The organism is Bizionia gelidisalsuginis (genome assembly GCF_008086185.1).
Lineage (GTDB): Bacteria > Bacteroidota > Bacteroidia > Flavobacteriales > Flavobacteriaceae > Bizionia > Bizionia saleffrena.
On sequence record NZ_VSKN01000003.1, the window covers coordinates 67,670 to 90,834 of the forward strand.

General features: G+C 36.0%; 20 protein-coding genes. 9 read left to right on the plus strand and 11 right to left on the minus strand.

All coding sequences use genetic code 11. The features are described from left to right. Positions 1–61: 61 nt before the first annotated feature. The 11 genes from nhaA to ES677_RS03460 form a co-directional block, all read right to left on the minus strand. Positions 62–1,390: a Na+/H+ antiporter NhaA gene (nhaA, locus tag ES677_RS03415; RefSeq protein ID WP_148369634.1), complete on the minus strand. Its 1,329-nt coding sequence runs from the start codon at positions 1,388–1,390 to the stop codon at positions 62–64. 114 nt (positions 1,391–1,504) lie between these two features. After that, a complete protein-coding gene (locus tag ES677_RS03420; protein ID WP_148369635.1) occupies positions 1,505–2,125 on the minus strand; it encodes a hypothetical protein in 621 nt (206 codons plus the stop codon). Positions 2,126–2,485: 360 nt separating this feature from the next. Further along, positions 2,486–2,629, minus strand: a complete 144-nt coding sequence (locus ES677_RS15245; protein WP_170234434.1) for a hypothetical protein — start codon at positions 2,627–2,629, stop codon at positions 2,486–2,488. Positions 2,630–2,735: 106 nt separating this feature from the next. After that, positions 2,736–4,259, minus strand: coding sequence for a carbon-nitrogen hydrolase family protein (locus ES677_RS03425; RefSeq protein WP_148369636.1), 1,524 nt, complete (start codon positions 4,257–4,259; stop codon positions 2,736–2,738). Positions 4,260–4,269: 10 nt separating this feature from the next. Beyond that, complete coding sequence (gene trpA, locus ES677_RS03430) at positions 4,270–5,034, minus strand: tryptophan synthase subunit alpha (RefSeq protein WP_148369752.1); 765 nt, start codon at positions 5,032–5,034, stop codon at positions 4,270–4,272. Between the two features lie 227 nt (positions 5,035–5,261). After that, the gene (gene trpB / locus ES677_RS03435; RefSeq protein ID WP_148369637.1) at positions 5,262–6,443 is read right to left on the minus strand and encodes a tryptophan synthase subunit beta; all 1,182 of its coding nucleotides are present in this window, start codon (positions 6,441–6,443) and stop codon (positions 5,262–5,264) included. Continuing rightward, entirely contained in the window at positions 6,433–7,071 is a 639-nt protein-coding gene (locus tag ES677_RS03440) for a phosphoribosylanthranilate isomerase (protein WP_148369638.1), read from the minus strand. Before ES677_RS03440 ends, trpB begins: the two co-directional genes overlap by 11 nt. A 19-nt stretch (positions 7,072–7,090) precedes the next feature. Next, positions 7,091–7,876, minus strand: coding sequence for an indole-3-glycerol phosphate synthase TrpC (gene trpC, locus ES677_RS03445; protein ID WP_148380445.1), 786 nt, complete (start codon positions 7,874–7,876; stop codon positions 7,091–7,093). Between the two features lie 25 nt (positions 7,877–7,901). Beyond that, positions 7,902–8,894: an anthranilate phosphoribosyltransferase gene (gene trpD / locus ES677_RS03450; RefSeq protein ID WP_148380446.1), complete on the minus strand. Its 993-nt coding sequence runs from the start codon at positions 8,892–8,894 to the stop codon at positions 7,902–7,904. A gap of 1 nt (position 8,895) precedes the next feature. Then, positions 8,896–9,462 carry an anthranilate synthase component II gene (locus ES677_RS03455; protein WP_148369641.1) on the minus strand — a complete coding sequence of 189 codons (567 nt, stop codon included), beginning with the start codon at positions 9,460–9,462 and terminating at the stop codon, positions 8,896–8,898. An 18-nt stretch (positions 9,463–9,480) separates the two neighbouring features. Then, complete coding sequence (locus ES677_RS03460; RefSeq protein ID WP_148380447.1) at positions 9,481–10,875, minus strand: anthranilate synthase component I family protein; 1,395 nt, start codon at positions 10,873–10,875, stop codon at positions 9,481–9,483. A 453-nt stretch (positions 10,876–11,328) separates the two neighbouring features. Between ES677_RS03460 and ES677_RS03465 the strand changes: the two genes are divergently transcribed. From ES677_RS03465 to ES677_RS03505, 9 genes are all read left to right on the plus strand, one after another. Then, a complete protein-coding gene (locus tag ES677_RS03465) occupies positions 11,329–11,640 on the plus strand; it encodes a rhodanese-like domain-containing protein (RefSeq protein ID WP_148369643.1) in 312 nt (103 codons plus the stop codon). 24 nt (positions 11,641–11,664) lie between these two features. Further along, entirely contained in the window at positions 11,665–12,063 is a 399-nt protein-coding gene (locus tag ES677_RS03470) for a rhodanese-like domain-containing protein (RefSeq protein WP_148369644.1), read from the plus strand. A 120-nt stretch (positions 12,064–12,183) separates the two neighbouring features. Beyond that, the gene (locus ES677_RS03475; protein ID WP_148380448.1) at positions 12,184–12,600 is read left to right on the plus strand and encodes an HYC_CC_PP family protein; all 417 of its coding nucleotides are present in this window, start codon (positions 12,184–12,186) and stop codon (positions 12,598–12,600) included. Positions 12,601–12,707: 107 nt separating this feature from the next. Continuing rightward, positions 12,708–16,481: an efflux RND transporter permease subunit gene (locus ES677_RS03480; protein ID WP_148380449.1), complete on the plus strand. Its 3,774-nt coding sequence runs from the start codon at positions 12,708–12,710 to the stop codon at positions 16,479–16,481. Positions 16,482–16,500: 19 nt separating this feature from the next. Then, positions 16,501–17,769 (plus strand): TolC family protein, encoded by a 1,269-nt coding sequence (locus ES677_RS03485; protein WP_246124359.1) that lies wholly within the window; start codon positions 16,501–16,503, stop codon positions 17,767–17,769. A gap of 3 nt (positions 17,770–17,772) precedes the next feature. Next, positions 17,773–18,342 (plus strand): helix-turn-helix domain-containing protein, encoded by a 570-nt coding sequence (locus tag ES677_RS03490; RefSeq protein WP_148380450.1) that lies wholly within the window; start codon positions 17,773–17,775, stop codon positions 18,340–18,342. A 76-nt stretch (positions 18,343–18,418) separates the two neighbouring features. Then, positions 18,419–20,923 carry a heavy metal translocating P-type ATPase gene (locus tag ES677_RS03495; protein ID WP_148380451.1) on the plus strand — a complete coding sequence of 835 codons (2,505 nt, stop codon included), beginning with the start codon at positions 18,419–18,421 and terminating at the stop codon, positions 20,921–20,923. Between the two features lie 12 nt (positions 20,924–20,935). Further along, positions 20,936–21,409 carry a DUF305 domain-containing protein gene (locus tag ES677_RS03500; protein WP_148369649.1) on the plus strand — a complete coding sequence of 158 codons (474 nt, stop codon included), beginning with the start codon at positions 20,936–20,938 and terminating at the stop codon, positions 21,407–21,409. Next, complete coding sequence (locus ES677_RS03505) at positions 21,399–23,147, plus strand: efflux RND transporter periplasmic adaptor subunit (protein WP_148380452.1); 1,749 nt, start codon at positions 21,399–21,401, stop codon at positions 23,145–23,147. The genes ES677_RS03500 and ES677_RS03505 overlap by 11 nt, the downstream gene beginning before the upstream one ends. Positions 23,148–23,165 lie beyond the last annotated feature (18 nt).

The window sequence follows — 23,165 nt, forward strand, 5'->3', positions numbered from 1 at the left end:
CATTACAAAACGATGTAAGAATTATAAAAATAGCCATAGATGAGCCTAGACTCTGTGCGACTTACAACTCTTTATTTAAATTTTGAGACGGAGGTTTATTGCCCGTAAATCTTAAAATAACATACCCTAAAAACCCAGCTATTAAGGAACCAATAATAATACCTACTTTAACTGAGTTTATATTAGAAAGATCGTCGCTAAAGGCTAAGTTTCCAATAAAAATAGACATGGTAAACCCAACACCTGCAATACAAGCAATTCCTAGAATTTGCGCAAATTTAACACCTTCCGGTAGCCGCGTTATTTTTAGTTTTATTCCTAAGTAAGAGAATAATGCCACACCAATAAATTTTCCAAGGAATAAAGAAATTGCGATATTTGAGAGGAGCGAGAAATTAAAGTTATAACTGGTATTAATGACGACTCCGGCATTAGCAAAAGCAAATATAGGAAGAATAAAATAAGCGGTTAGATTATGTAATCTCTGTTCTAAATCTTGCAAAGGAGAACGCACTGCTTCGGTTAAATTGTCTAAGTCATCAATGTGATTAATTTCATCATTTGAGAGTAAGTGTTTTTCTTTCCCATCAGATTGCCTTACGATTTTCTCGGAGATCGAAGACAGGTTTTCAGCGTAAAGACTTAAATTAATTCGCCTTTTAATAGGAATTGTAAATGCTAATAGAACACCTGCTATGGTTGGATGAATCCCAGATTTAAGGAATAAAAACCAAATAACGACGGCAAGGACTAAACCAATACCAAGGGAATATTTTTTTTTGTTATAAAAGGCGGCTAAAATACCAATAAGAATTAGACCGTAAATAATGTATTCCCAATTAATATTAGAACTATAAAAAACGGCAATAACCAATACTGCGGCGATATCATCTATAATGGCAAAAGCGGTTAAGAATATTTTTAAACTTAAAGGTACACGCTTCCCTAAAGTGCTCAAAATAGCCAAAGCAAAAGCGATATCGGTAGCCATCGGTATACCCCAAGCTTTTGTCGTTGTTACGTCTTGATTTAAGGTTAAGTATAAAATAACCGGAATTATCATACCCCCTAATGCCGCAACAAAAGGGAACGCTGCTTTTTTTATCGTGTTAATTTCTCCAATAAGTAACTCTCGTTTAAGCTCTAAACCAATTAAGAAAAAGAAAATGGCCATTAAACCATCATTGATCCAGAGATGTAATGGTTTTTTAAGCTCAAAATCTTCAAAAGATATTCCTAATTTATATTCCCAAAGATGCGTGTAACTGTCTACGAAAGGTGAATTGGCCCAAATAAGGGCAATAATAGTTGCGCTAAATAGCAGTATACCTGCTAAACTCTCGGTCTTAACAAATTTCTGAATTGGCGATAGGATAATTCTTTTAATCATTAATTAATACAGTTATGAAGTTACATCAGGTTTTTTTGAATGAAAACAGTATTAACTTGAGTTCACTACGAAAATAACTGTATTTTTTAAGATTACTATTCTGCCTAATGTTAATTATACATTAAAAAAGCCTTCTTTTTTAAGCTCTTCAATTTCTTTAGCATTAAAATGATGCGCAATAGCTTCCATTCTATCCAAATTAGTTTTACGTGTGTACACCCAATTATATAACTTACCGATGATGCGTTTATAGTGAAACCATTTACCATCAGGGTTTAGGGCTTCATCATATCTAAAAGCTTTCCATCTCATTATTTTATCTTCGGTCGTTTCTGGTTTGGTCCATTTTCTACGGTCTCCAAACTTCTCTTTCCAAACCTCATTCAACTCTTTCTTAGTATCTTTCTTAAGAATTGTTTTCTTAGGAAGTATGTAAGAATTGAAACGGGTGATGTATTGTTGTTTAACAGGGTTTTCGTTTTCTCTAAGTTCTTTAATATATCGCATTAAAAAATCTTCGGGATCTTTACTGTGCATTTTAAAATCGAGACCTAAATCTTCAATTTTTTTAATTAACTCGGGTTTACTTTTGCGTTTAGCACCAGTAAGAAAAGTTCCTAGATTTCTGTCTTTATACTTAAATCTATGGTTTACTTGAATTTTAACGCCGTTAGCTATGGCTTCCTCTAGTAGGTTTAGCCAATCTTGTTCTGAAGATACTTTTGCTCTTTTCATAAATAGACAATGGTTAATTAATTTAACTGACTCGTATTTTAAGACGAATATTGCCCTTGATTAAATTGTTTTATAATAAAAAATAAAAAAAAGTATATAAAGGGATAATACTTTTAAACATCCTACAAAAGTAAACTTTTATTTTATAGTATGTTAACTTGATGGTTTTTAATTTTTTGTTAAAAAATAACAAATGATAGTGTTTTATTCTATAAAACGTATAAAACACACTTTTTTTGGCAATGAAATCGTATTATTCGTAAAATGTTTTAAAACATTGTTTAATATAACTAAAATTAAACAAAAAAACTATGTAAAATTAATTACACAGTTCTTTTTTATATAAAATTAATAAGCCAATTATTTCTTTTTTTGTTGCCCCTTTATAGACGACTCTTCAATATCGAATTTATTTGTTTCAATATCTGTATTTCCTGTTGGGTTCGTCGGATTTGATTGCTTCTTTGTCGTTTTAAATTTTCTTTTATCTTCAATAGCCCCCATAATTTCTAAGTTTTTTAATTGTTATACATCAAAGCTACATATTAGAGAAATAAAAATGTATTAAAATAGTCATAAAACGGAGACAGAAACTGTTAAGACCTGTTAATTATTCTTTTTTGGTTAATGAGAATAAGTCTTTTCTACGATCTTTAAGGTTTTTAACGCTGCCATGTTTGTTTAAGTTTCGTAATAAATCGATATCAACGTCGGCAATTAAAATCATTTCCGTGTTTGTGGTAGCCTCAGCTTTTATTCCATTTAAAGGAAAAGCAAAATCACATGGCGTTAAAACAGCCGACTGTGCAAACTGGATGTCCATATTTTCTACTTTAGGTAAATTACCAACACTTCCTGCAATGGCTACATAACATTCGTTTTCTATCGCTCTAGCTTGCGCACAATGTCTTACTCTAGAATAGCCATTTTGCGTATCGGTTAAGAACGGAACAAACAGAATGTCCATTCCTTCATCGGCCAACAAGCGGCTAAGTTCAGGAAACTCAGAATCGTAGCATATTAATACCCCTATTTTTCCGCAATCGGTATCGAATGTTTGAAGTTTGTTTCCGCCGACCATTCCCCATACTTTAACTTCGTCTGGGGTAACGTGTAGTTTTTCGTAACGTTCTAAACTTCCGTCGCGGCGACATAAATAACCAACATTATATAACTTTTCGTTTACCATTTCTGGCATACTACCGGTAATAATATTTATATTATAAGAAATCGCTAATTGGGAGAAGCGCGAGACAATTTCTTGGGTGTGTTTTGCTAATTCTCTAACGGCATCTGGTGTAGACAAATTATTGTGATCTGCCATTAGCGGCGCGTTAAAAAACTCTGGAAACACGGCAAAGTCACTGCGGTAACCAGAAACAGCATCCACAAAAAATTCTGCTTGTTGCATTAATTCGTCCAAATCTTTATACAAACGCATCTGCCATTGTATTAAACCTAAACGAACTACCGTTTTTATTGTACTGGCTTTTTTGTTCTCTTTTTCGTAATAGATATTATCCCATTCTAATAAAATAGCATAATCTCCAGATGATTTATCGCCTTTTAAATAATTTTTTAAAACGCGTGTAGGATGAAAATCGTTCGAAATCTGAAAGTTTAGAACGGGATCGTTAATTTCTTTACTTTTAACCTTATCTAAATATTGTTTTGGTGTTAACGTATCTGAATACTTGTGAAAGTTTGGGATACGTCCGCCAAAGGCCAAACCACGAAGGTTGGAGCGCTCGCAAAGTTCTTTTCTATAATCGTATAAACGGCGCCCTAAACGTAAACCTCTAAATCGTGGTCTTATAAAAACATCTATACCATAAATAACATCGCCATCTGGTTTATGCGTAGTAAAGGTGTCGTTTCCTGTAATATCTTTATAAGTATGGTGATTGTCTAATTTGTTATAATCGACAATAATGGACAAGGCACAACCCGCAATTTGATTATTGATTTTTATAACGACTTGCCCTTCCGGATATATATCTATTAATTTTTGAATGTGATGTTCTTTCCAAAAGGCGTCTGGCATTGTAGAATAAGATTCAATCATCGCTTCCTTAAGCTCTTGGTAATCTTCTATTTTTAAATATTCTAATTCTATATTTTCTATGTCTTCCATTTTAGTACGATTAATGTAAAATTGTATTTACAAAAGTATCTATATTTTTAATACCATTAGCAGAGAGGTGTTTAATAAATGCTGAACCAATTATTGCGCCTTTTGTATGTTGGGTTGCTTGCTTAAAAGTCTCTTGATTTGAGATACCGAAACCTACAATTTGTGGTGCTTGAAGTTCCATATTCGCCACCCGTTTAAAGTAATCGGTTTGTTCTGTTTGAAAGCCAGAGCTACTACCGGTAACACTAGCACTACTTACCATATAAATAAACCCTTCGGAAATAGAATCGATATAACGAATACGCTCTTGTGAGGTTTGAGGCGTAATTAAAAACACATTGATTATACCATATTTTTTGAAGAGGTGTTTATAGTTTTCATCGTACACATCAACAGGTAAATCGGGAATAATTAAACCGTCGATACCCACTTCTTGACACGCTTTACAAAAGGCTTCGACACCATATTGAAGAATAGGGTTGAAGTAGCCCATAATAATTAAAGGAATTGAAACGGACGCTCGAATAGATTGTAATTGTTGAAACAAAAGCTCTGAAGTCATGCCGTTTTTTAACGCCTGCGTAGAACTTTCTTGAATTGTGGGGCCATCGGCTAAAGGATCGCTGAAGGGTAATCCAATCTCGATCATATCTACACCATTGCTCTCTAGTTCTTGAATGATTTCTACGGTATCGTTAACCGAAGGATATCCTGCCGAAAAGTAAATGGATAATAATTTTTTGTCTTCCTTTAATTTTGTCTGTATTCTATTCATTTGTAAAGCCAAAAAAGCTGGGTTTTAATTATTCAATGAAATATATCGTGTGTTATTATTTGCGTTAAGGATTGATGCGACATCCTTTTTTTTGATTGTATTTTGATTTGTTTTTAGCTGAGAAATAGAATTAATAGTCAAAAAAACCATTTTAAAGAAACCAAAAAAAAGATATAGCGGAAAGCCTGACCCTTTGGGTAACGCCATTATAGTAACACTTAAAGATATTATAACTTAAAATGTTTACTATACGTGTCTAAATCTTTATCACCGCGACCCGATAAACTCAGCACAATAACGTCGTCTGTTTTAAAGGTTTTTTGCTTAAATACGGCAAGTGCGTGCGAACTTTCAATGGCCGGAATTATACCTTCGAGCATACTTAATTCTAGTCCGGCTTCCATTGCTTGGTCGTCTGTAATTGCTATAAATTCTGCGCGTTTGGTTTTATACAAATTAGCGTGCATTGGGCCAACACCAGGATAATCTAATCCTGCAGAAATAGAGTAGGGCTCGGTTATTTGTCCGTCGGGTGTTTGCATTAACAGTGTTTTACTACCGTGAATAATACCTTCTTTACCTAAAATAGAGGTGGCGGCACTTTCGCCCGAATGGACACCTAAACCAGCGGCTTCGGCGGCAATTAATTTAACCTTTGGTGTATCGAGGTAATGATAGAAAGCACCCGCTGCATTACTCCCGCCTCCAACACAAGCGATAACATAATCGGGGTCTTTTCGGCCTTCTTTCTCTTGTAATTGCCATTGCATTTCCTCGGAAACGACGGCTTGAAAACGCGCCACCATATCTGGGTACGGATGCGGCCCTACAACGCTACCAATAATATAATAGGTATTTACGGGGTTATTAATCCAATCTCTAATGGCTTCGTTTGTCGCGTCCTTTAACGTTTTGCTACCCGAATTTGCAGGAATAACGGTGGCGCCTAACATTTTCATTCTGGCGACGTTTGGTGCTTGGCGTTCAATATCGACCGCCCCCATATACACAATGCATTCTAACCCCATTAATGCACAAACGGTAGCGGTGGCAACACCGTGTTGTCCAGCCCCAGTTTCGGCAATAATACGTTTTTTGCCCAAGCGTTGCGCCATTAAAATTTGGCCAATAGTATTATTGATTTTATGCGCACCGGTATGGTTTAAATCTTCGCGTTTTAAGTAGATTTTGGTGTTGTATTTTTCTGAAAGTCGCTTGGCAAAATATAAGGGCGACGGACGCCCAACATAATCTTTTAATAAAGCGTTAAAAGCGTTAATAAATGAAGGTTCGGTCATTACTTTTAAATAGTTTTGACGTAATTCTTCGACGTTTGGATAGAGCATTTCTGGAATGTATGCGCCACCGAAATCGCCGTAATAACCTTTGCTGTTTACATTATAGGACATAACCGTTTTTTATAAGTTGGTATTTAAAATCGTTTAGTTTTTTAATGTCTTTAAAGCCTGAAGTCGATTCGAATTTACTGTTTAAATCTACTGTACAGCACAAGTCTGATTCTGGTCGTTTTAGGAATAATAGAAAGTCTTCTAATTCTTCCATACCGATACCGCCACTTAAAAAGTACGATTTACTCGATGTGTATTTTTTTAAAACATTCCAGTTAAACGTGTAACCGTTTCCACCGGGTTCTTTACCTTTTGTATCGAACATGTAGTAATCGCAAACGTCTTCGTAAGGTTCTAACACCTTAAAATCGAAATGATTTTTTATAGAAAATACTTTTATAACAATAACGCCAAACGCACGCACTTCTGCACAGAATTCTGGCGATTCGTTACCGTGTAATTGTACACCTTGTAAGTGGTGTTTTTCTATGTTACCGACTATGAAATCTAATTTTGCATTAACAAAAACACCTATTTTTTTGATGTCTTCAGAAATTTCTGGACATTCAGAATTAAAATATCTCGGCGATTTTTCGTAAAAAATAAACCCCATATAATCTGGTTTCACATCGCTAGCCACATCCAAAATGTTACTTTCAGATTTCATTCCGCAAACTTTTAATTTCATCTGTATATTTTTATTGTTGTTATTTTTTTAGTTGATTGATAAATGCTTTGGCACTTTGGCCAGCGTTATCGGTTTTCATAAAATGCTCTCCTATTAAAAAACCTTTATAACCAAATGGCTGAAGGGTTTTTACGGCGTCGATAGAACTAATGCCACTTTCAGAAATTTTAACAAATTCTTCAGGAATCAAAGAACTTAACGTTTTACTAGTTTCTAAACTCACAGTAAAGGTGTTTAAATCTCTATTATTAACACCGATAATGTCGATGCTCGGAAGTAAAGATTTATCAAGTTCTTGGGCGTTGTGTATTTCCAGTAAAACATCTAGACCTAATTGCTTTGCAAAAGTAGAGAAATGTTGAATCTCTTTGGGTGTTAAAATAGCGGCAATTAACAATATGGCATCTGCACCGTGCGCTTTAGCTTCAGTAATTTGATAAGTATCGATAATAAACTCTTTACGTAAAATGGGTAAGTTACAGCACGCACGTGCCACGATTAAATCGTCTAACGAGCCACCAAAATATTTAGCATCTGTAAGAACAGAGAGTCCGCTTGCACCTGCATTTTCATAACCTTTGGCCACTTCGCACACTGTGAAGTTTTGATTAATAATATTTTTTGAAGGCGATCGGCGCTTATGCTCTGCGATGATACCAATAGCACTACTTCTAAGACTAAGCGCTAACGACAATGTGTTGCGATTAAACAGTACAGAACGTTCCAATTGTGAGACTGGAATTAGCGACTTGCGGAGATCGACCTCTTGCCTTTTATCGGCTACAATACGTAATAATATATTCATTTTATTAAGAAATAAAGAGGTTTGGTTAATGACTTAATGCGATTAATTTATTTAAACTCGCTTTGGCTTTTAGCGTAAGTAAAGACTCTTTTGCGAGTTCGAAACCTTCGGCGTGGCTTACCTTTTTTACCATTGCAATGGCTAAGCCGGCATTAGCGCACACCACATTATTTTGTGCTTCTTTTCCGTCTCCGTTTATAATTTTTAAAAATGTTTTAGCGGACGATTTTACGCTTTTTCCACCATATAACGCTGCAGGTTCTATAGGTGAAAGGTTTAAATCTTTCGGCGTTAAAATAGTTTCAGAATGATTCGTAATTATTTTAGTGTTACCTGTCAACGAAATTTCATCATAACCATCTAAAGCGTGAACAATACTATAATTAATATCGGTATCTTGATAAAGATAGCCATAAATGCGCTGTAATTCTAAGTTGAAAACACCTACCAACTGGTTTTTTGGAAACGACGGGTTTACCATTGGACCTAACATATTAAAAAATGTTTTTAAACCTAAGTCTTGCCTTACCGGTGCCATTTTTTTCATTGCCGGATGAAATAAGGGCGCGTGTAAAAAACAAATATTAGCATCTTCTAAAGATTTTTTTAATGCCGCCGTTTTGTTTGTAAAAGTAATGCCAATGGCCTCCATTACATTTGAAGATCCTGAAGCAGACGAGACGCCGTAATTGCCGTGTTTTGCTACTTGAACACCAGCGCCAGCCGTTATAAAAGACGCTAGAGTAGAGACATTAAAAGTGTCTTTTGCATCCCCACCAGTACCGCATAAATCTATGGTGTTATAGTCTGATAAATCCACGGGAATACAGAGTTCTAAAAGAGCATCGCGAAACCCTTTAAGTTCATCTATGGTAATACTACGCATCATATATACCGTAACAAATGCGGCAATTTGAGTGTGGTTGTATTTTCCTTTAGAAATATTTACTAATACATTTTGAGCCTCTTCACAAGAAAGAGGTTCTTGGTTAATTAATTTATTTAGTATCGCTTTCATTTTAATTTCGTATCCAATTTTCTAAAATTTGTTTTCCATTTGGTGTTAATACCGATTCTGGGTGGTACTGCACCGCTTTTACGTCGTAAACGTTATGTCTTAATGACATAATTTGTCCGTTCTCGTCTACCGAAGTAACCTCTAAACATTCTGGTAGAGCTTCGTTAACAACCCACGAATGGTAGCGTCCTACACTAAACGTTTTTTCTAATCCAGTAAATAAACTCTCATCGTCGACAATAATCTTTACTGTAGTCGATACACCATGATAAACAGTGTCTAAGTTTATTAAAGTACCGCCAAACACTTCTCCAATGGCTTGCAAGCCTAAACAAACACCTAAAATACTTTTTGTAGGAGCGTAGTGTTTTATAATGGCTTTTAATAATCCGGCTTCTTCCGGAATTCCTGGACCTGGAGATAATACGATTTTATCGAATGCCTCTACAAAATCTAGTGTTAATTTATCGTTTCTTCTTACGGTAACTTTACAATCTAAATCTTCTAAATAATGTACTAAATTGTAAGTAAAGCTGTCGTAATTATCAATTACTAATATGTTTTTCATATATGAGGAGCATCTTTTTTAGATGTCTTTTGCTAATTCTATGGCTTTTGTTAAGGCGCCTAATTTGTTATACACTTCTTGTAATTCATTTTCAGGTTTGGATTTCGAAACTAATCCGGCTCCAGCCTGCCAATGCAGTGTGTGGTTTTTACTTAAGAAGGTTCTTATCATAATTGCGTGATTATAATTGCCGTTAAAATCCATAAACCCTATAGCGCCCCCGTAAAAGGCACGACTTGTTTTTTCGTATTTTTCAATAAGCTGCATCGCACTGTGCTTTGGCGCTCCGCTTAATGTTCCGGCAGGAAAAGTATCGGCGACTACCTGCATTGTTTGTGTGTTCTTATTAATTTTACCTGTTACTTTACTTACCAAATGAATAACGTGAGAGAAAAATTGGGCCTCCTTATACGTTTCTACTTTTACCTCGCTGCCGTTTCTACTTAAATCATTTCGTGCCAGGTCTACAAGCATAACGTGTTCTGCATTCTCTTTTTCGTCTTCGGCGAGCTGTTTTGCCAATTCGGTATCTTGCGTATCGTTACCAGTGCGTTTAAATGTACCGGCAATAGGATGTATTTCGGCCCGACCATCAGAAACGACTAATTGTGCTTCTGGTGAACTACCAAAGATTTTAAAATCACCATAATCGAAATAAAATAAATAAGGCGACGGATTGACGCTTCTTAGTGCGCGGTACACATTAAATTCATCGCCTTTAAAATCTTGAGAGAATTTTTTAGATAATACCAATTGAAACACATCGCCTCGAGCACAGTGTTTTTTAGCTAATTCTACTTGATCTTTATATTCTTTATCTGTTAAATTGGATGAAATGTCAGAGTTTGTTGAAAAATCGTAAGAGGCAAAGTTTTTCGATTTTATAAGTTGAAGAATTTCGTCGATATTATTTTCTGTATCGTGGCAATGCGCAAAAATATAAGCCTCGTTTTTAAAGTGGTCTATCGCTATAATATTTTGGTATACCGCATAATAAATATCAGGAATATCTATAGAATTAGGTTTTTTTGAAATCTCAATGTCTTCAAAATATTTTACCGCATCGTAAGCAGTATAGCCAAAAATACCGTTGTTTATAAACTTAAATTCGTTGTTAGAAGAAACCTTGAAACGTTTCGTGAATTTATGAATTTTCTCTGCGACATTTTTGGTTTTATTAACCATTTCACTGCCATCGGGAAAGGTTTGTACAATTCTTTTGCTATCAATTTTTATAGAGGCAATCGGGTTAAAACAGATGTACGAAAAACTATTATCACTAGCGTGATAATCGCTACTTTCTAACAAAATACTGTTCGGATATTTATCTCTTATTTTAAGATAAATACTTACAGGAGTAATGGTGTCTGCAAGTATTTTTTTATAGTGGGTATACAGGCTAAAGGTTTTCATTGTTTAAGTTTTTTAAATAAAAAAAAGGCTTGTCGTGAACGACAAGCCTTTTTCAATATATTTTAATTTAAATATTACGAATAGGGTTATTTCACGATTGTTAATTTTCGAGAATTCCACCACCAAGTATTATTTAAAATTGTATTCATTGTATTTTGTAATAGTTGACAAATATATAAATGAAAAATTAAATTTTCCTATAATTATATGTTAAAACACAATTTATTTTCAATCTTTATCTGTTTTCTAATTTTTGATGATAAGAATTTAGATTTTTATTTATGTTGACTAAAAAATTAAGAGTGAAAATAAGATAAATATATTAGAGTAGTTAAGAAGATGGATGTAAGTTTTTTTAGGGGTAGATTTTTTGCTGTTCTTTTTTAATAAAAAATATTTTTTTCTGAAGAAGGAAAAAGCAAAACCTTAACTTTGCCGTCTAAAACAATTATAATGGCAGATTTAACGCAAGAACTTTGGGCAAACAAGTTAAAAAATGATGATAATTCAGTCCTTTTAGATGTGCGAACAGAAGAGGAGTTTGGCGAAGGGAATATCCCGAATGCTTTAAATATAAATATTTTTAAGGGGCAGGCATTTGTTTACGAATTAGAAGAACTCGATAAAAGCAAAAATTATTATGTGTATTGTCGATCTGGAGGAAGAAGCGGACAGGCTTGCGAGATAATGAACGATATGGGGTTTGAGAACGCCTATAACCTTATGGGTGGTTTTTCTGAATGGACTGGAGATAAACAATTTTAAGTGTAATTATAAATCTATATAGTAATGAAAAAAATAATTTTAATTTTTGCCGTAGCATTGGCGTCACTAAGTTGTGAAAATAATTCTGAAGGTGTAATCACAGAGGTGAGCCCTGAGGAAATTGATTTAATTCTAGACCTAGAAAAAGTGCAATTAATAGATGTAAGAACCGCTGAAGAATTTGATCTTGGACATATTATTAATGCTCAAAATATCAATATTAATTCGGATTCTTTTGATGCGGATATCGAGTTGTTAGACAAAGAGCAACCGGTAGTGCTGTATTGTAAATCGGGGAACAGAAGTGCAATGTGTGCTAAAAAAATGAAAGACGCGGGGTTTAAAAAAATATATGATTTAAAAGAAGGTTTTTCTAAATGGAAACACATCGATTTAAATACAACTACTAATAAAAATATATAGACGTAATAGTTTTTTGCCTTATAACGAGGCTTTTTATTGATTATCTCTATTGAAATAATCGCTTAGTTTCGTGTTAAACAAAATTAAGCGATTATTTTTTTTGTACATTTGTTACTAACTATGAAAAAAATAGGTCATAAAATATTCGCAACGATGCTGGCTTTTGTAGTGTTATTCTCTACATTGTCCTTTACTATCGATATGCATTTTTGTGGCGGCTCGTTAGTAGATACTGCTATTTTTCAAAAAGCAAAGACGTGCCAAATGTCAATGCAAACAACGAGTAAAAATACTGAATGCTCTGCAGTAAAAAAGAATTGCTGTAACGATGAGCAATTGGTAGTGGATGGACAAGACGAATTGCATCAAAATAGCCATCACATTTCATTCGGCCAACAACTGTTTGTAACCGCATTCGTTTATGCGTATAGCTCTCTTTTTGAAACCATAAACAAAGAAGAAACTAATTATCAAGATTACCGATCACCACTCGTCGTTCAAGAACTCTACAAGCTAGACGAGACTTACCTCATTTGATTTTTAAACAATAATCTATAGTATCCTGCGAAGTTATTTTGCGAGGAGAATATGCTGTATTCGGTGTTTTCTACACCTATGTTTCATTGTTTAAATAAATAAATCAGATGCTAAATAAAAGCATAAAATTTTTAATAGAAAATAAGCTGGTTGCCGTTTTATTACTCGTCCTTTTTATAGGTTGGGGAACTATAAACGCACCCTTTAATTGGGATACGGGCTTTCTGCCTAGTAATCCTGTCGCTGTAGATGCTATTCCCGATATTGGCGAAAACCAGCAGATTGTTTATACCGTATGGAACGGACAATCACCTCAAGATATCGAGGATCAAATTACCTATCCGTTAACAAGTGCGTTGCTAGGTATCCCGGGTGTAAAAACAGTGCGAAGTTCTTCGATGTTTGGGGCGTCGAGTATATATCTCATTTTTGAAGAAGATATAGAGTTTTACTGGAGCCGTAGTCGTATTCTAGAAAAGCTGAATTCCTTACCGAAGAACTTGTTACCTGAAGGCGTTAATCCAGCATTGGGGCCAGATGCAACAGGTTTAGGGCAGATCTTTTGGTATACGCTTGAAGGTCGAGATACCAAAGGAAATGTAACTGGTGGTTGGGATTTACACGAATTGCGTAGTATACAAGATTACTATGTAAAATTTGGGTTATCGTCGGCAAGTGGGGTGTCTGAGGTCGCGTCTATTGGCGGGTATACCCAAGAATATCAAATTGATGTGAACCCCGAATTAATGCGCCAGTATAACATTGGTTTAAATGCCGTGGTAAAAGCGGTCAAAGAAAGTAATAAAGAGATTGGCGCTCAAACATTAGAAATTAATAACGCCGAGTATTTAGTGCGAGGCTTAGGTTACGTAAAATCGATAGCCGATATAGAAAACACAGTAGTGACTTCCAAAAACTTTACTGCCATTACAGTAAAAGATATCGCTAAAGTATCTTTAGGGCCCGCAGAGAGACGTGGGTTATTAGATAAAGAAGGAGCTGAGGTTGTTGGTGGGGTGGTTGTCGCTCGATACGGTGCGAATCCGTTGGAAGTGATTACCAATGTTAAAACCAAAATTAATGAGTTAAGTACAGGGTTGCCGTCTAAAGTTTTAAGCGACGGAAGAACATCGCAACTCACAATTGTTCCTTTTTACGATCGTTCGGAATTGATTCAAGAAACGCTCGGTACACTAAATGAGGCGCTCGCTTTAGAAATCTTAATTACAGTACTTGTTATTGTTATAATGGTGTTTAATTTAAGAGCTTCAGTTTTAATTTCAGGCTTATTGCCAGTCGCGATATTAATGGTTTTTATCGCTATGAAACTCTTTAATGTCGACGCGAATATTGTCGCATTGTCAGGAATTGCTATCGCCATTGGTACAATGGTGGACGTCGGTGTTATTTTATCTGAAAATATTATTAGGCATCTTGACGAGCATAAAGCCAAATCTGGGATAGCAGAAAATGCAGGGCAATCTGCACCTAAAAATCGTTCCATAAATCAGGTGGTATACAAAGCAACAACCGAAGTTTCTGGTGCAATTGTTACCGCGGTTATGACTACGATTATTAGTTTTATCCCTGTATTTACTATGATTGGGGCTGAAGGTAAGTTGTTTAGACCCTTAGCATTCACAAAAACATTTGCACTAACAACCTCGTTAATTGTGGCGCTGTTTTTAATTCCGCCGTTCGCAGCATTCTTATTCCGTAAGAAAACGATGAAACGAACAACGCGTTTTATTACTAATTATATACTGATTCTAATTGGTCTCATCGGCCTCTTTTATGGGTTTTGGCTCGGTCTTTTAGTGATTGCGTTTGCTGCTATTTCTATGTGCCGATTAATAGACTATTTGCCTTTTGGACCGCTGCCCAAAGCAGAAGGCCTCTTATCGGCCCTAGCGGTTGTGATTCTATTAACCGACTATTGGAGACCACTAGGGATTCATAATAATATTTTCTTTAATTTTATTTTTGTTAGTGTTATTTGCTTCGGATTATTGGGCGTTTTTATAGGATTTAGAACCTATTATTCGCGCATTTTAAGATGGTGTTTAGATCATAAATTATTGTTTTTATCATTACCCTTAGGACTTGTTATTATTGGTTTTTTAGTCTTCAAAAATATCGAAAAAGAGTTTATGCCCTCTTTAAATGAGGGGTCGTTTTTATTAATGCCAACGTCCTTACCGCATTCAGGAATTGAAGAAAATAAACGTGTCTTGCAGCAATTGGATATGGCGGTCGCGAGTATACCTGAAATTGAAACAGTGGTTGGAAAAGCAGGGCGTACCGAATCGGCTTTAGATCCTGCGCCGTTATCGATGTATGAAAATATTATTCAATATAAATCGGAATATTTGTTGAATAGTGACGGCGACCCGCAACGCTTTCGAGTAAATAAAAAGGGTGAGTTTGTGTTAAAAAACGATTCTGTTTTAGCTAAAACTGAAGCACATTCGTGGCAAATTTCCACATTAAATAAACAATTAATACCCGACGAAGATGGTGATTATCTTAGAAACTGGCGACCAGAAATAAATTCTCCTGACGATATTTGGAACGAAATTTCGAGAGTTACTAAATTACCGGGTGTTACGTCTGCACCTAAATTGCAACCTATAGAAACGCGTTTAATTATGTTGCAAACAGGAATGCGAGCGCCAATGGGAATTAAAGTAAAAGGACAAGATTTAAAAGAAATTGAAGCTTTTGGTGTGCAGTTAGAAAATCTTTTAAAACAAGTAGAAGGGGTGAAAACCGAAGCTGTATTTGCCGATAGAATTGTAGGCAAGCCGTACTTGCTTATCGATATTAATCGCCAAAATATTGCACGCTACGGTATTAGCATTCAAGCCGTGCAGGAGGTGTTGCAGGTTGCTGTTGGCGGTAAGGTTTTAACGCAAACAGTAGAAGGTCGTGAACGTTACGGTATTCGTGTGCGGTATCCCCGAGAATTGCGTGCCAATCCTTCCGATTTGGAACAACTTTACATTCCTGTGGGAAACGGAAGTTCTGTGCCGTTAAGTGAATTAGTAACTATTCGTTACGAGCAAGGGCCACAAATGATAAAAAGTGAAGATACCTTTTTAGTGGGGTATGTGCTATTCGATAAATTATCAAGTTTTGCCGAAATGACAGTGGTCGATAATGCGATAAATTTTATACAAGAAAAAATTGATGCTGGCGAATTAATCGTACCCAAAGGCATCAGTTATCAGTTTACTGGAACCTACGAAAATCAAGTACGTGCCGAAAAAACGTTAGCGGTCGTTGTGCCATTAGCGTTAGCAATAATCTTTTTAATTCTTTATTTTCAATTTCGCTCTGTAGCCACATCATTAATGGTGTTTACTGGAATTGCGGTTGCATTTGCGGGTGGTTTTATTATGATTGGGTTATATAGTCAAGAGTGGTTTTTAAATATTACCATTTTTGGGGAAAATTTACGCGACGTTTTTCAAATTCAAACCATTAATTTAAGTGTCGCTGTTTGGGTTGGATTTATAGCCTTGTTTGGTATTGCAACCGATGATGGCGTGGTAATGGCGACTTATTTAACACAAACTTTCGAGCGTAATACACCAGAAACAAAAGCTGCTATTCGTGCATCTGTGTTAGAAGCAGGAGAGAAACGTATTCGTCCGTGTTTAATGACAACGGCAACCACCATATTAGCGTTGTTACCGGTATTAACGTCGACAGGGCGCGGTAGTGATATTATGATTCCGATGGCAATTCCAAGTTTTGGCGGTATGTTAGTCGCTTTAATTACCTTATTTGTAGTGCCTGTTTTATTTAGTTGGAGAGCAGAGCGTAAGATAAAGGATATAGCGCCAACAAAAATTCAAACTAATTCTCGCTTATCATAATCGTTTAAAACCTATACAAATGAATTCAAATAAATACAAACAAACGGCGAAGCGCATTGGTTTTAAGACTTTTAAAATGATGGTATTTTGTGCTTTGTTTTTCGGATTTCAAAATGCAGTATTCTCACAAGAATTGGGTAGTTTAATAAAAGAAGGGTTGCATAATAATCCGGAGGTTCAAAAATTCGAATTGCAGTACCGTATTGCTTCAGAAAAGGTAAATGAAGTCAATACAATCCCTAATACGGAATTTGGCGCAGGGTATTTTGTAAGTGAACCCGAAACCAGAACGGGCCCACAGAAATTTAAATTGTCGGTAAAACAAATGATACCGTGGTTTGGAACGCTTTCGGCACGAGAGAATTATGTTAGCGCTTTAGCCGAAGCTAAATATCAAGACATCGCCATATTAAAACGACAATTGGCAGCTTCCATTTCGAATGCCTATTACGTGTTATATCAAAATAAAGAAACACAATTGGTGTTTGAAGAGACGATTCAGCTTTTAAAAACTTACGAAAAGTTGGCGTTAACCGGTATTGAATCGGGAAAAGCATCGGTGGTAGATGTGCTGCGCCTACAAGTGCGACAAAATGAATTAGAGCAAGAGTTGCATGTCCTTCAAATTAATTATTTATCAGAGCAAAGTGTGTTGAATCTTCAGTTAAATAGAGGTAAAAATACGCCGATAACTATTGAAACGACTTTCGAAATCCCTGAGAATGAGGTGGTGTTTAATAGTGAGAACTTACAAGTGCACCCAGAGCTAATCAAATATGATAAATTGTATGAATCGGTGAGTCAGTTAGAGCTCCTAAATCAGAAGGAAAAAGCGCCCGCAATAGGTTTTGGGTTAGATTATATAAACGTGTCCAAAAATCCAGATATGACGTTTGCCGATAACGGTAAAGACATTATTATGCCAATGGTAACCGTGTCTATTCCCATTTTTAATAAAAAGTTTGGATCTGTAACGAAGCAAAACCAATGGGAACAAGAGCGCATAGAATTTGAGAAAACCAATAAATTTAATACATTACAGACGGTTTTGGATAAAGCTATAAAACAAAAAAATGTAGCGCGTGTTCGTTATACTATGCTTTTAAAAAACAGCAATCAAACTAAAAAAGCAGAAACGATTTTATTAAAAACTTACGAGACGGGAACGTTAGATTTTACTGCGGTTTTAGAGGTTCAGGAATTGCTGTTAAAATTTCAAACCAATACCATTGAAAGCATCAAAAATTACTGTGTACAAGCGTCAATTATTAACTATCTAACACAATAGAAAATGCACGAAATTTATACGATTAAAAATATGGTTTGTGATCGGTGTATTGCTTCGGTGTTAACTATTTTCGAGGGTGAAGGATTTACCGTAGAGTCTATCGAATTAGGTCAGGTTAATGTGGTTAAAACTGAAAAGAGTAATCAAGAAAGTAATTTAGAATCACTAAGCATTCAACTTAAAAAGAATGGTTTCGAAATCATAAAAAATGACAAAGACACCCTTGTTGAAAAACTTAAAATTGAACTTATAAATGCTATTGAAGCAGGACGAACCGAACAATTGTCTCAAGATCTTGCTTTGCGTTTTGGTAAAAGTTACTCGGTATTAAGTAAATTATTTAGTAAAACTGAAGGGGTAACTTTAGAAAAATACAGTATTCAGCTTAAAATTGAAAAAGTAAAGGAACTCATTCAATTGGGGCAACTTAATTTTTCTGAAATCGCGTATTCACTAAATTACAAAACAAGCAGTCATTTGGCGCGACAATTTAAAATGGTTACTGGAGTATCGATGACAGAATATAAAAATGCTAAAGAATGGAACCGAAAAACCATAGACAAAATTATATAAATAAGTAACCGAATTGTGAAAACTAAAATGCGTATTTAGCTTTATATTTACGGGCATAGTATTAAAAAAGAGACTAATGGAACAAATATATAAAATAAAAGGAATGACGTGCAATGGTTGTCGCGGTCATGTCGAAAAAACGCTTTCGCAAGTGAGCGGTGTTCTTTCGGCACGTGTAGATTTGGACGCTGCCGAAGCAACAATAGAATCAGAAGACGGCATCGCTATGTCAGTTTTAAAAGATGCTTTGGAAAATGATGGCGGTCGCTACCAGATTTATAATCAGGAAGAATCTATTCCCGAATCCAAACCTAAAGAAGAACCAAAAGGTCAGGGGACAGGTGTTTTTTATTGCCCGATGCATTGCGAAGGCGATAAAGAATACGACGCGCCGGGAGATTGCCCAGTCTGTGGAATGGATTTAGTAGAAGAGCAAAACCTAAAGGCCATTCAATCTGAAAAATGGACGTGCCCAATGCATCCCGAAGTTGTAAAAGATGAATCTGGTGATTGCCCAATCTGCGGAATGGATCTCGTCCCTTTGAAACCCTCATTATCGGCCGAAGAAAAGACGTATAAAAAGCTGATGCACAAATTTTGGTTATCATTAGGGTTTACATTGCCCATTTTTATAATTGCAATGAGCGAGATGATTCCTAACAATCCATTGTATTCTATTTTAGATCAGAAGTATTGGAACTGGGTGCAATTAGGACTGTCTATTCCTGTGGTTTTTTATGCGACGTGGATGTTTTTTGAACGTGCTTATAGAAGTATAAAAACGTGGAATCTCAATATGTTTACCCTTATCGGTATTGGTGCTGGGGTGGCTTGGTTATTTAGTCTCTTCGGATTGTTTTTTCCAGATTTCTTTCCAGCTCAGTTTAAAACCGAAATGGGAGCTGTTCACGTGTATTTTGAAGCGGCCACGGTTATTTTAACCTTAGTGTTAATGGGGCAAGTTTTAGAAGCGCGAGCACACAGTAAAACTAACGACGCAGTAAAAGAATTATTAAAATTAGCACCCAATAAAGCACTTCGTGTTGTAAATGGCGACACCGAAGAAGTAGCGATCGATACCATTAAAAAGGGTGATATATTAAAAGTAAAACCAGGCGATAAAATCCCTGTCGATGGTATTATTACTGAAGGACAAAGTACTATCGATGAATCTATGATAACTGGAGAACCAATGCCAGTAAGTAAAGCGGTTAGTGATACGGTGAGTAGTGGCACCATTAACGGGAATCAGTCCTTTTTAATGCGCGCAGAAAAAGTAGGTTCTGAAACCTTACTATCGCAAATAGTGAAAATGGTAAACGATGCCAGCCGAAGTCGTGCGCCTATCCAAAAGTTAGCCGACACGGTTTCTGGCTATTTTGTACCGACCGTAGTTGCAATTTCTCTACTAACTTTTGCCGCTTGGGCAATTTGGGGACCAGAACCCGCTTATGTTTTTGCGTTAGTTAATGCCATTGCGGTATTAATTATTGCATGCCCGTGTGCTTTAGGTCTGGCAACGCCTATGTCGATAATGGTTGGGGTTGGTAAAGGTGCTCAAAATGGTGTACTAATAAAAAATGCCGAATCCTTAGAGTTAATGGACAAGGTAAATGTGTTGATTATAGACAAAACAGGAACCATTACCGAAGGGAAGCCAACGGTTGAGGAAATTGGTGTTTTTAATGCTGAAAATACTGAGTATTCTGAAGTTGAGGTACTTCAGTTTATAGCGTCTTTAAATAGTTCTAGCGAGCACCCGCTTGGTGAAGCGACAGTAAATTATGGTAAGGAGAAAGGCGTAGAAATATTAGATGTCAAACAGTTTATTGCGGTGACAGGAAAAGGTGTGGAAGGAACTGTCAATGATTTAAAAGTGGCTTTAGGGAACGCTAAAATGATGGATTATGCTAAGGTAACTATCAATAAGGAAATGACCAAAACGGTTACAGCGCTTCAAGAGCAAGGAAAAACGGTGTCCTATTTATCGGTAAATGAAAAAGTAGTAGGTTATGTTGTAATTAGCGATAAAATTAAAGCGACAAGTGCCAAAGCTATTCAAGAATTACAAGCGAAAGGTATCGCGGTGATTATGTTAACGGGTGATAACGAAAATACAGCGAAGGCAGTTGCAGAAACGTTGCAATTATCGAGTTATAAGGCCGGAATGTTACCGGAAAATAAATTAGAAGAAGTTCGGAAACTTCAAGAGCAAGGTGAAATTGTAGCGATGGCAGGCGATGGTATTAACGATGCGCCAGCATTAGCAAAAAGTAATGTGGGCATCGCAATGGGTACAGGGACCGATGTGGCTATAGAAAGCGCAATGATTACTTTAGTAAAAGGCGATTTGCAGGGCATAGTGAAAGCGAGACACTTAAGCGATGCGGTAATGAAAAATATTAAACAAAACCTGTTTTTTGCTTTAATTTATAACACGTTGGGAGTCCCTATAGCAGCAGGACTTTTATATCCGTTTTTCGGCATATTATTGTCACCAATGATAGCAGCATTAGCAATGAGCTTTAGTTCGGTGTCTGTTATTACAAATGCGTTGCGATTAAAATCAATAAAAATCTAAAACCAATCAATTATGGAAAATTCAAAAAAAAGTAATAAGTATACCAAATTCTTTTTAATGTTAGGCGCTTCTTTTGTGGCGATGTATGTTACTATGTATCTTAATACATACGCGATAGACCACGTTTATTTTAGCTTAACGCGTTTTTACATGACCTGTTTGGGTATCTCGGCAATGGCGGTGATTATGTTGCTATTTATGCTGGGTATGTACCAAAATAAAAAGAAGAACATCGCTATTATATTAGGGAGTGTGCTCTTGTTTATGGGCGCCTTAGGATTAGTGCGTGCTCAAAAACCTATTATAGGCGATGTGTTATGGCTTCGCGCAATGATACCACACCATTCCATTGCGATATTAACTAGTGAAAGAGCAGATATAAAAGATCCGGAAGTAAAAGAATTAGCTAATGCTATAATTGCAGCACAACGCAAAGAAATTGGTGAGATGAAGGCGATGATAAAACGATTAGAAAATGAAAAATAATAAAATAATTATGTATGCGGTTTTTCTAACTATTGGCGTATCCATTGGTTGGTTTGTTTTTGGTGGCGACTCTAATAAAGAAATAGAACATAATCACGAAGAGGTTGCCGAGAGCAAGAAAATGTGGACCTGTTCTATGCATCCACAAATAATGCAATCGGAGCCGGGCGATTGTCCGATTTGCGGTATGGATTTAATTCCGGCCGCAAGTAGTAGTGAAGGTCTTGCGGCCAACGCTTTTAAGTTAACTCCAAATGCTATGGCATTAGCGAATATACAAACGCGTCGGGTAGGTAAAGCCGAGGGTGATGCTGAAAATAGACTTGTGCTTTCGGGTAAAATTGCTCAAAATGAAGAAGAAAATAAAGTGCAAGCCAGTTATTTTTCGGGACGGATAGAGCGATTAAATGTGAGTTATACGGGAGAAGAAATACGAAAGGGACAGCTTTTAGCGACTTTGTATTCTCCTGAGTTATATGCGGCTCAGCAAGAGTTGATTACGACAGCGTCGTTAAAGAAAACGCAGCCTGATTTGTATCAGGCGGTTCGTAATAAATTGAAGCTATGGAAACTTTCTGAAACTCAAATTCAACAAATTGAAAGTTCTGGAATAGTAAAAGAATATGTGCCTATTTATGCTACGGTTTCAGGAACAGTAACCGAAAAATTGGTTAACCAAGGGGATTACGTGAAACAAGGACAGCCACTATTAAAAGTTACCAATTTAAATACGGTTTGGGCACAATTTGATGTGTACGAAAATCAAATCAATTTAATAAAAAATAAGCAAACGGTTATGGTATCGGCAAATGCGTATCCTAATAAAGAAGTAGAAGCGGTTGTAGATTTTATTTCACCAACCTTAAATACGACAACGCGTACGACTACTTTGCGTGTGGTTTTAAAAAATAAAGAAGGGGTTTTTAAACCTGGTATGTTTGTATCGGCAACCGTGAATGTGAATTCTGATCGTATTAATCAAGAGTTAAAAATACCGGCGTCGGCGGTAATGTGGACGGGGAAACGTTCTGTGATTTATGTAAAAAAAGATGAAAATACTCCTGTTTTCGAAATGCGTGAAGTTACTTTAGGGCATCGTGTGGGAGAATCTTATGTTATTTTAGAGGGCTTAACTAAAGGTGAAGAGATTGTGGTTAACGGCACATTTACCGTTGATGCGGCAGCACAATTACGAGGTAAGAAATCGATGATGAATGCTTCAAATACATCAAATACTTCAGTAGTTGCTAATACTGAGCCAAAACTTGAGGTTGTGAAACGCTTAAAAGCATCAAAAGTATTTCAGCAACAGCTAAAAACGGTGTATGATTCGTATATACAAGTAAAAGATGCTTTAGCAGAGGATAATGTTGCGGTGGCAAGAGACTTTTCCGAAGTGTTATTAAAAAAAGTAAATAATCTGGCTTTAAAAGAATTAGAAACTACTGAAGCCAAAGCAGCTGGAGAACCTATAATAAGGACGTTGTTTGAAAGTACAAAAAACTTAGCCGAAACACGAACGATTGCAGGTCAGCGAGAGGTATTTCAGAGGGTGTCTTTACAATTGGCCACTGCAATAAAACTTTTTGGAATTAATGAAGAGGTCTTTAATTTACATTGCCCGATGGCGAATAACGATAATGGTGCGTATTGGTTAAGTACAAGTAAACACGTGTTAAACCCTTATTTTGGTGCGGCGATGTTAAAATGTGGAGAAGTAAAAGATAGTATTGAGTAAAACGGAATAAATAGTAAT

What these genes read in the sequence shown, in the direction of transcription:
- nhaA (WP_148369634.1), bottom strand. Translation starts at nt 1,390, where the DNA reads ATGATTAAAAGAATTATCCTATCGCCAATTCAGAAATTTGTTAAGACC.
- ES677_RS03420 (WP_148369635.1), bottom strand. Translation starts at nt 2,125, where the DNA reads ATGAAAAGAGCAAAAGTATCTTCAGAACAAGATTGGCTAAACCTACTA.
- ES677_RS15245 (WP_170234434.1), bottom strand. Translation starts at nt 2,629, where the DNA reads ATGGGGGCTATTGAAGATAAAAGAAAATTTAAAACGACAAAGAAGCAA.
- ES677_RS03425 (WP_148369636.1), bottom strand. Translation starts at nt 4,259, where the DNA reads ATGGAAGACATAGAAAATATAGAATTAGAATATTTAAAAATAGAAGAT.
- trpA (WP_148369752.1), bottom strand. Translation starts at nt 5,034, where the DNA reads ATGAATAGAATACAGACAAAATTAAAGGAAGACAAAAAATTATTATCC.
- trpB (WP_148369637.1), bottom strand. Translation starts at nt 6,443, where the DNA reads ATGTCCTATAATGTAAACAGCAAAGGTTATTACGGCGATTTCGGTGGC.
- ES677_RS03440 (WP_148369638.1), bottom strand. Translation starts at nt 7,071, where the DNA reads ATGAAATTAAAAGTTTGCGGAATGAAATCTGAAAGTAACATTTTGGAT.
- trpC (WP_148380445.1), bottom strand. Translation starts at nt 7,876, where the DNA reads ATGAATATATTATTACGTATTGTAGCCGATAAAAGGCAAGAGGTCGAT.
- trpD (WP_148380446.1), bottom strand. Translation starts at nt 8,894, where the DNA reads ATGAAAGCGATACTAAATAAATTAATTAACCAAGAACCTCTTTCTTGT.
- ES677_RS03455 (WP_148369641.1), bottom strand. Translation starts at nt 9,462, where the DNA reads ATGAAAAACATATTAGTAATTGATAATTACGACAGCTTTACTTACAAT.
- ES677_RS03460 (WP_148380447.1), bottom strand. Translation starts at nt 10,875, where the DNA reads ATGAAAACCTTTAGCCTGTATACCCACTATAAAAAAATACTTGCAGAC.
- ES677_RS03465 (WP_148369643.1), top strand. Translation starts at nt 11,329, where the DNA reads ATGGCAGATTTAACGCAAGAACTTTGGGCAAACAAGTTAAAAAATGAT.
- ES677_RS03470 (WP_148369644.1), top strand. Translation starts at nt 11,665, where the DNA reads ATGAAAAAAATAATTTTAATTTTTGCCGTAGCATTGGCGTCACTAAGT.
- ES677_RS03475 (WP_148380448.1), top strand. Translation starts at nt 12,184, where the DNA reads ATGAAAAAAATAGGTCATAAAATATTCGCAACGATGCTGGCTTTTGTA.
- ES677_RS03480 (WP_148380449.1), top strand. Translation starts at nt 12,708, where the DNA reads ATGCTAAATAAAAGCATAAAATTTTTAATAGAAAATAAGCTGGTTGCC.
- ES677_RS03485 (WP_246124359.1), top strand. Translation starts at nt 16,501, where the DNA reads ATGAATTCAAATAAATACAAACAAACGGCGAAGCGCATTGGTTTTAAG.
- ES677_RS03490 (WP_148380450.1), top strand. Translation starts at nt 17,773, where the DNA reads ATGCACGAAATTTATACGATTAAAAATATGGTTTGTGATCGGTGTATT.
- ES677_RS03495 (WP_148380451.1), top strand. Translation starts at nt 18,419, where the DNA reads ATGGAACAAATATATAAAATAAAAGGAATGACGTGCAATGGTTGTCGC.
- ES677_RS03500 (WP_148369649.1), top strand. Translation starts at nt 20,936, where the DNA reads ATGGAAAATTCAAAAAAAAGTAATAAGTATACCAAATTCTTTTTAATG.
- ES677_RS03505 (WP_148380452.1), top strand. Translation starts at nt 21,399, where the DNA reads ATGAAAAATAATAAAATAATTATGTATGCGGTTTTTCTAACTATTGGC.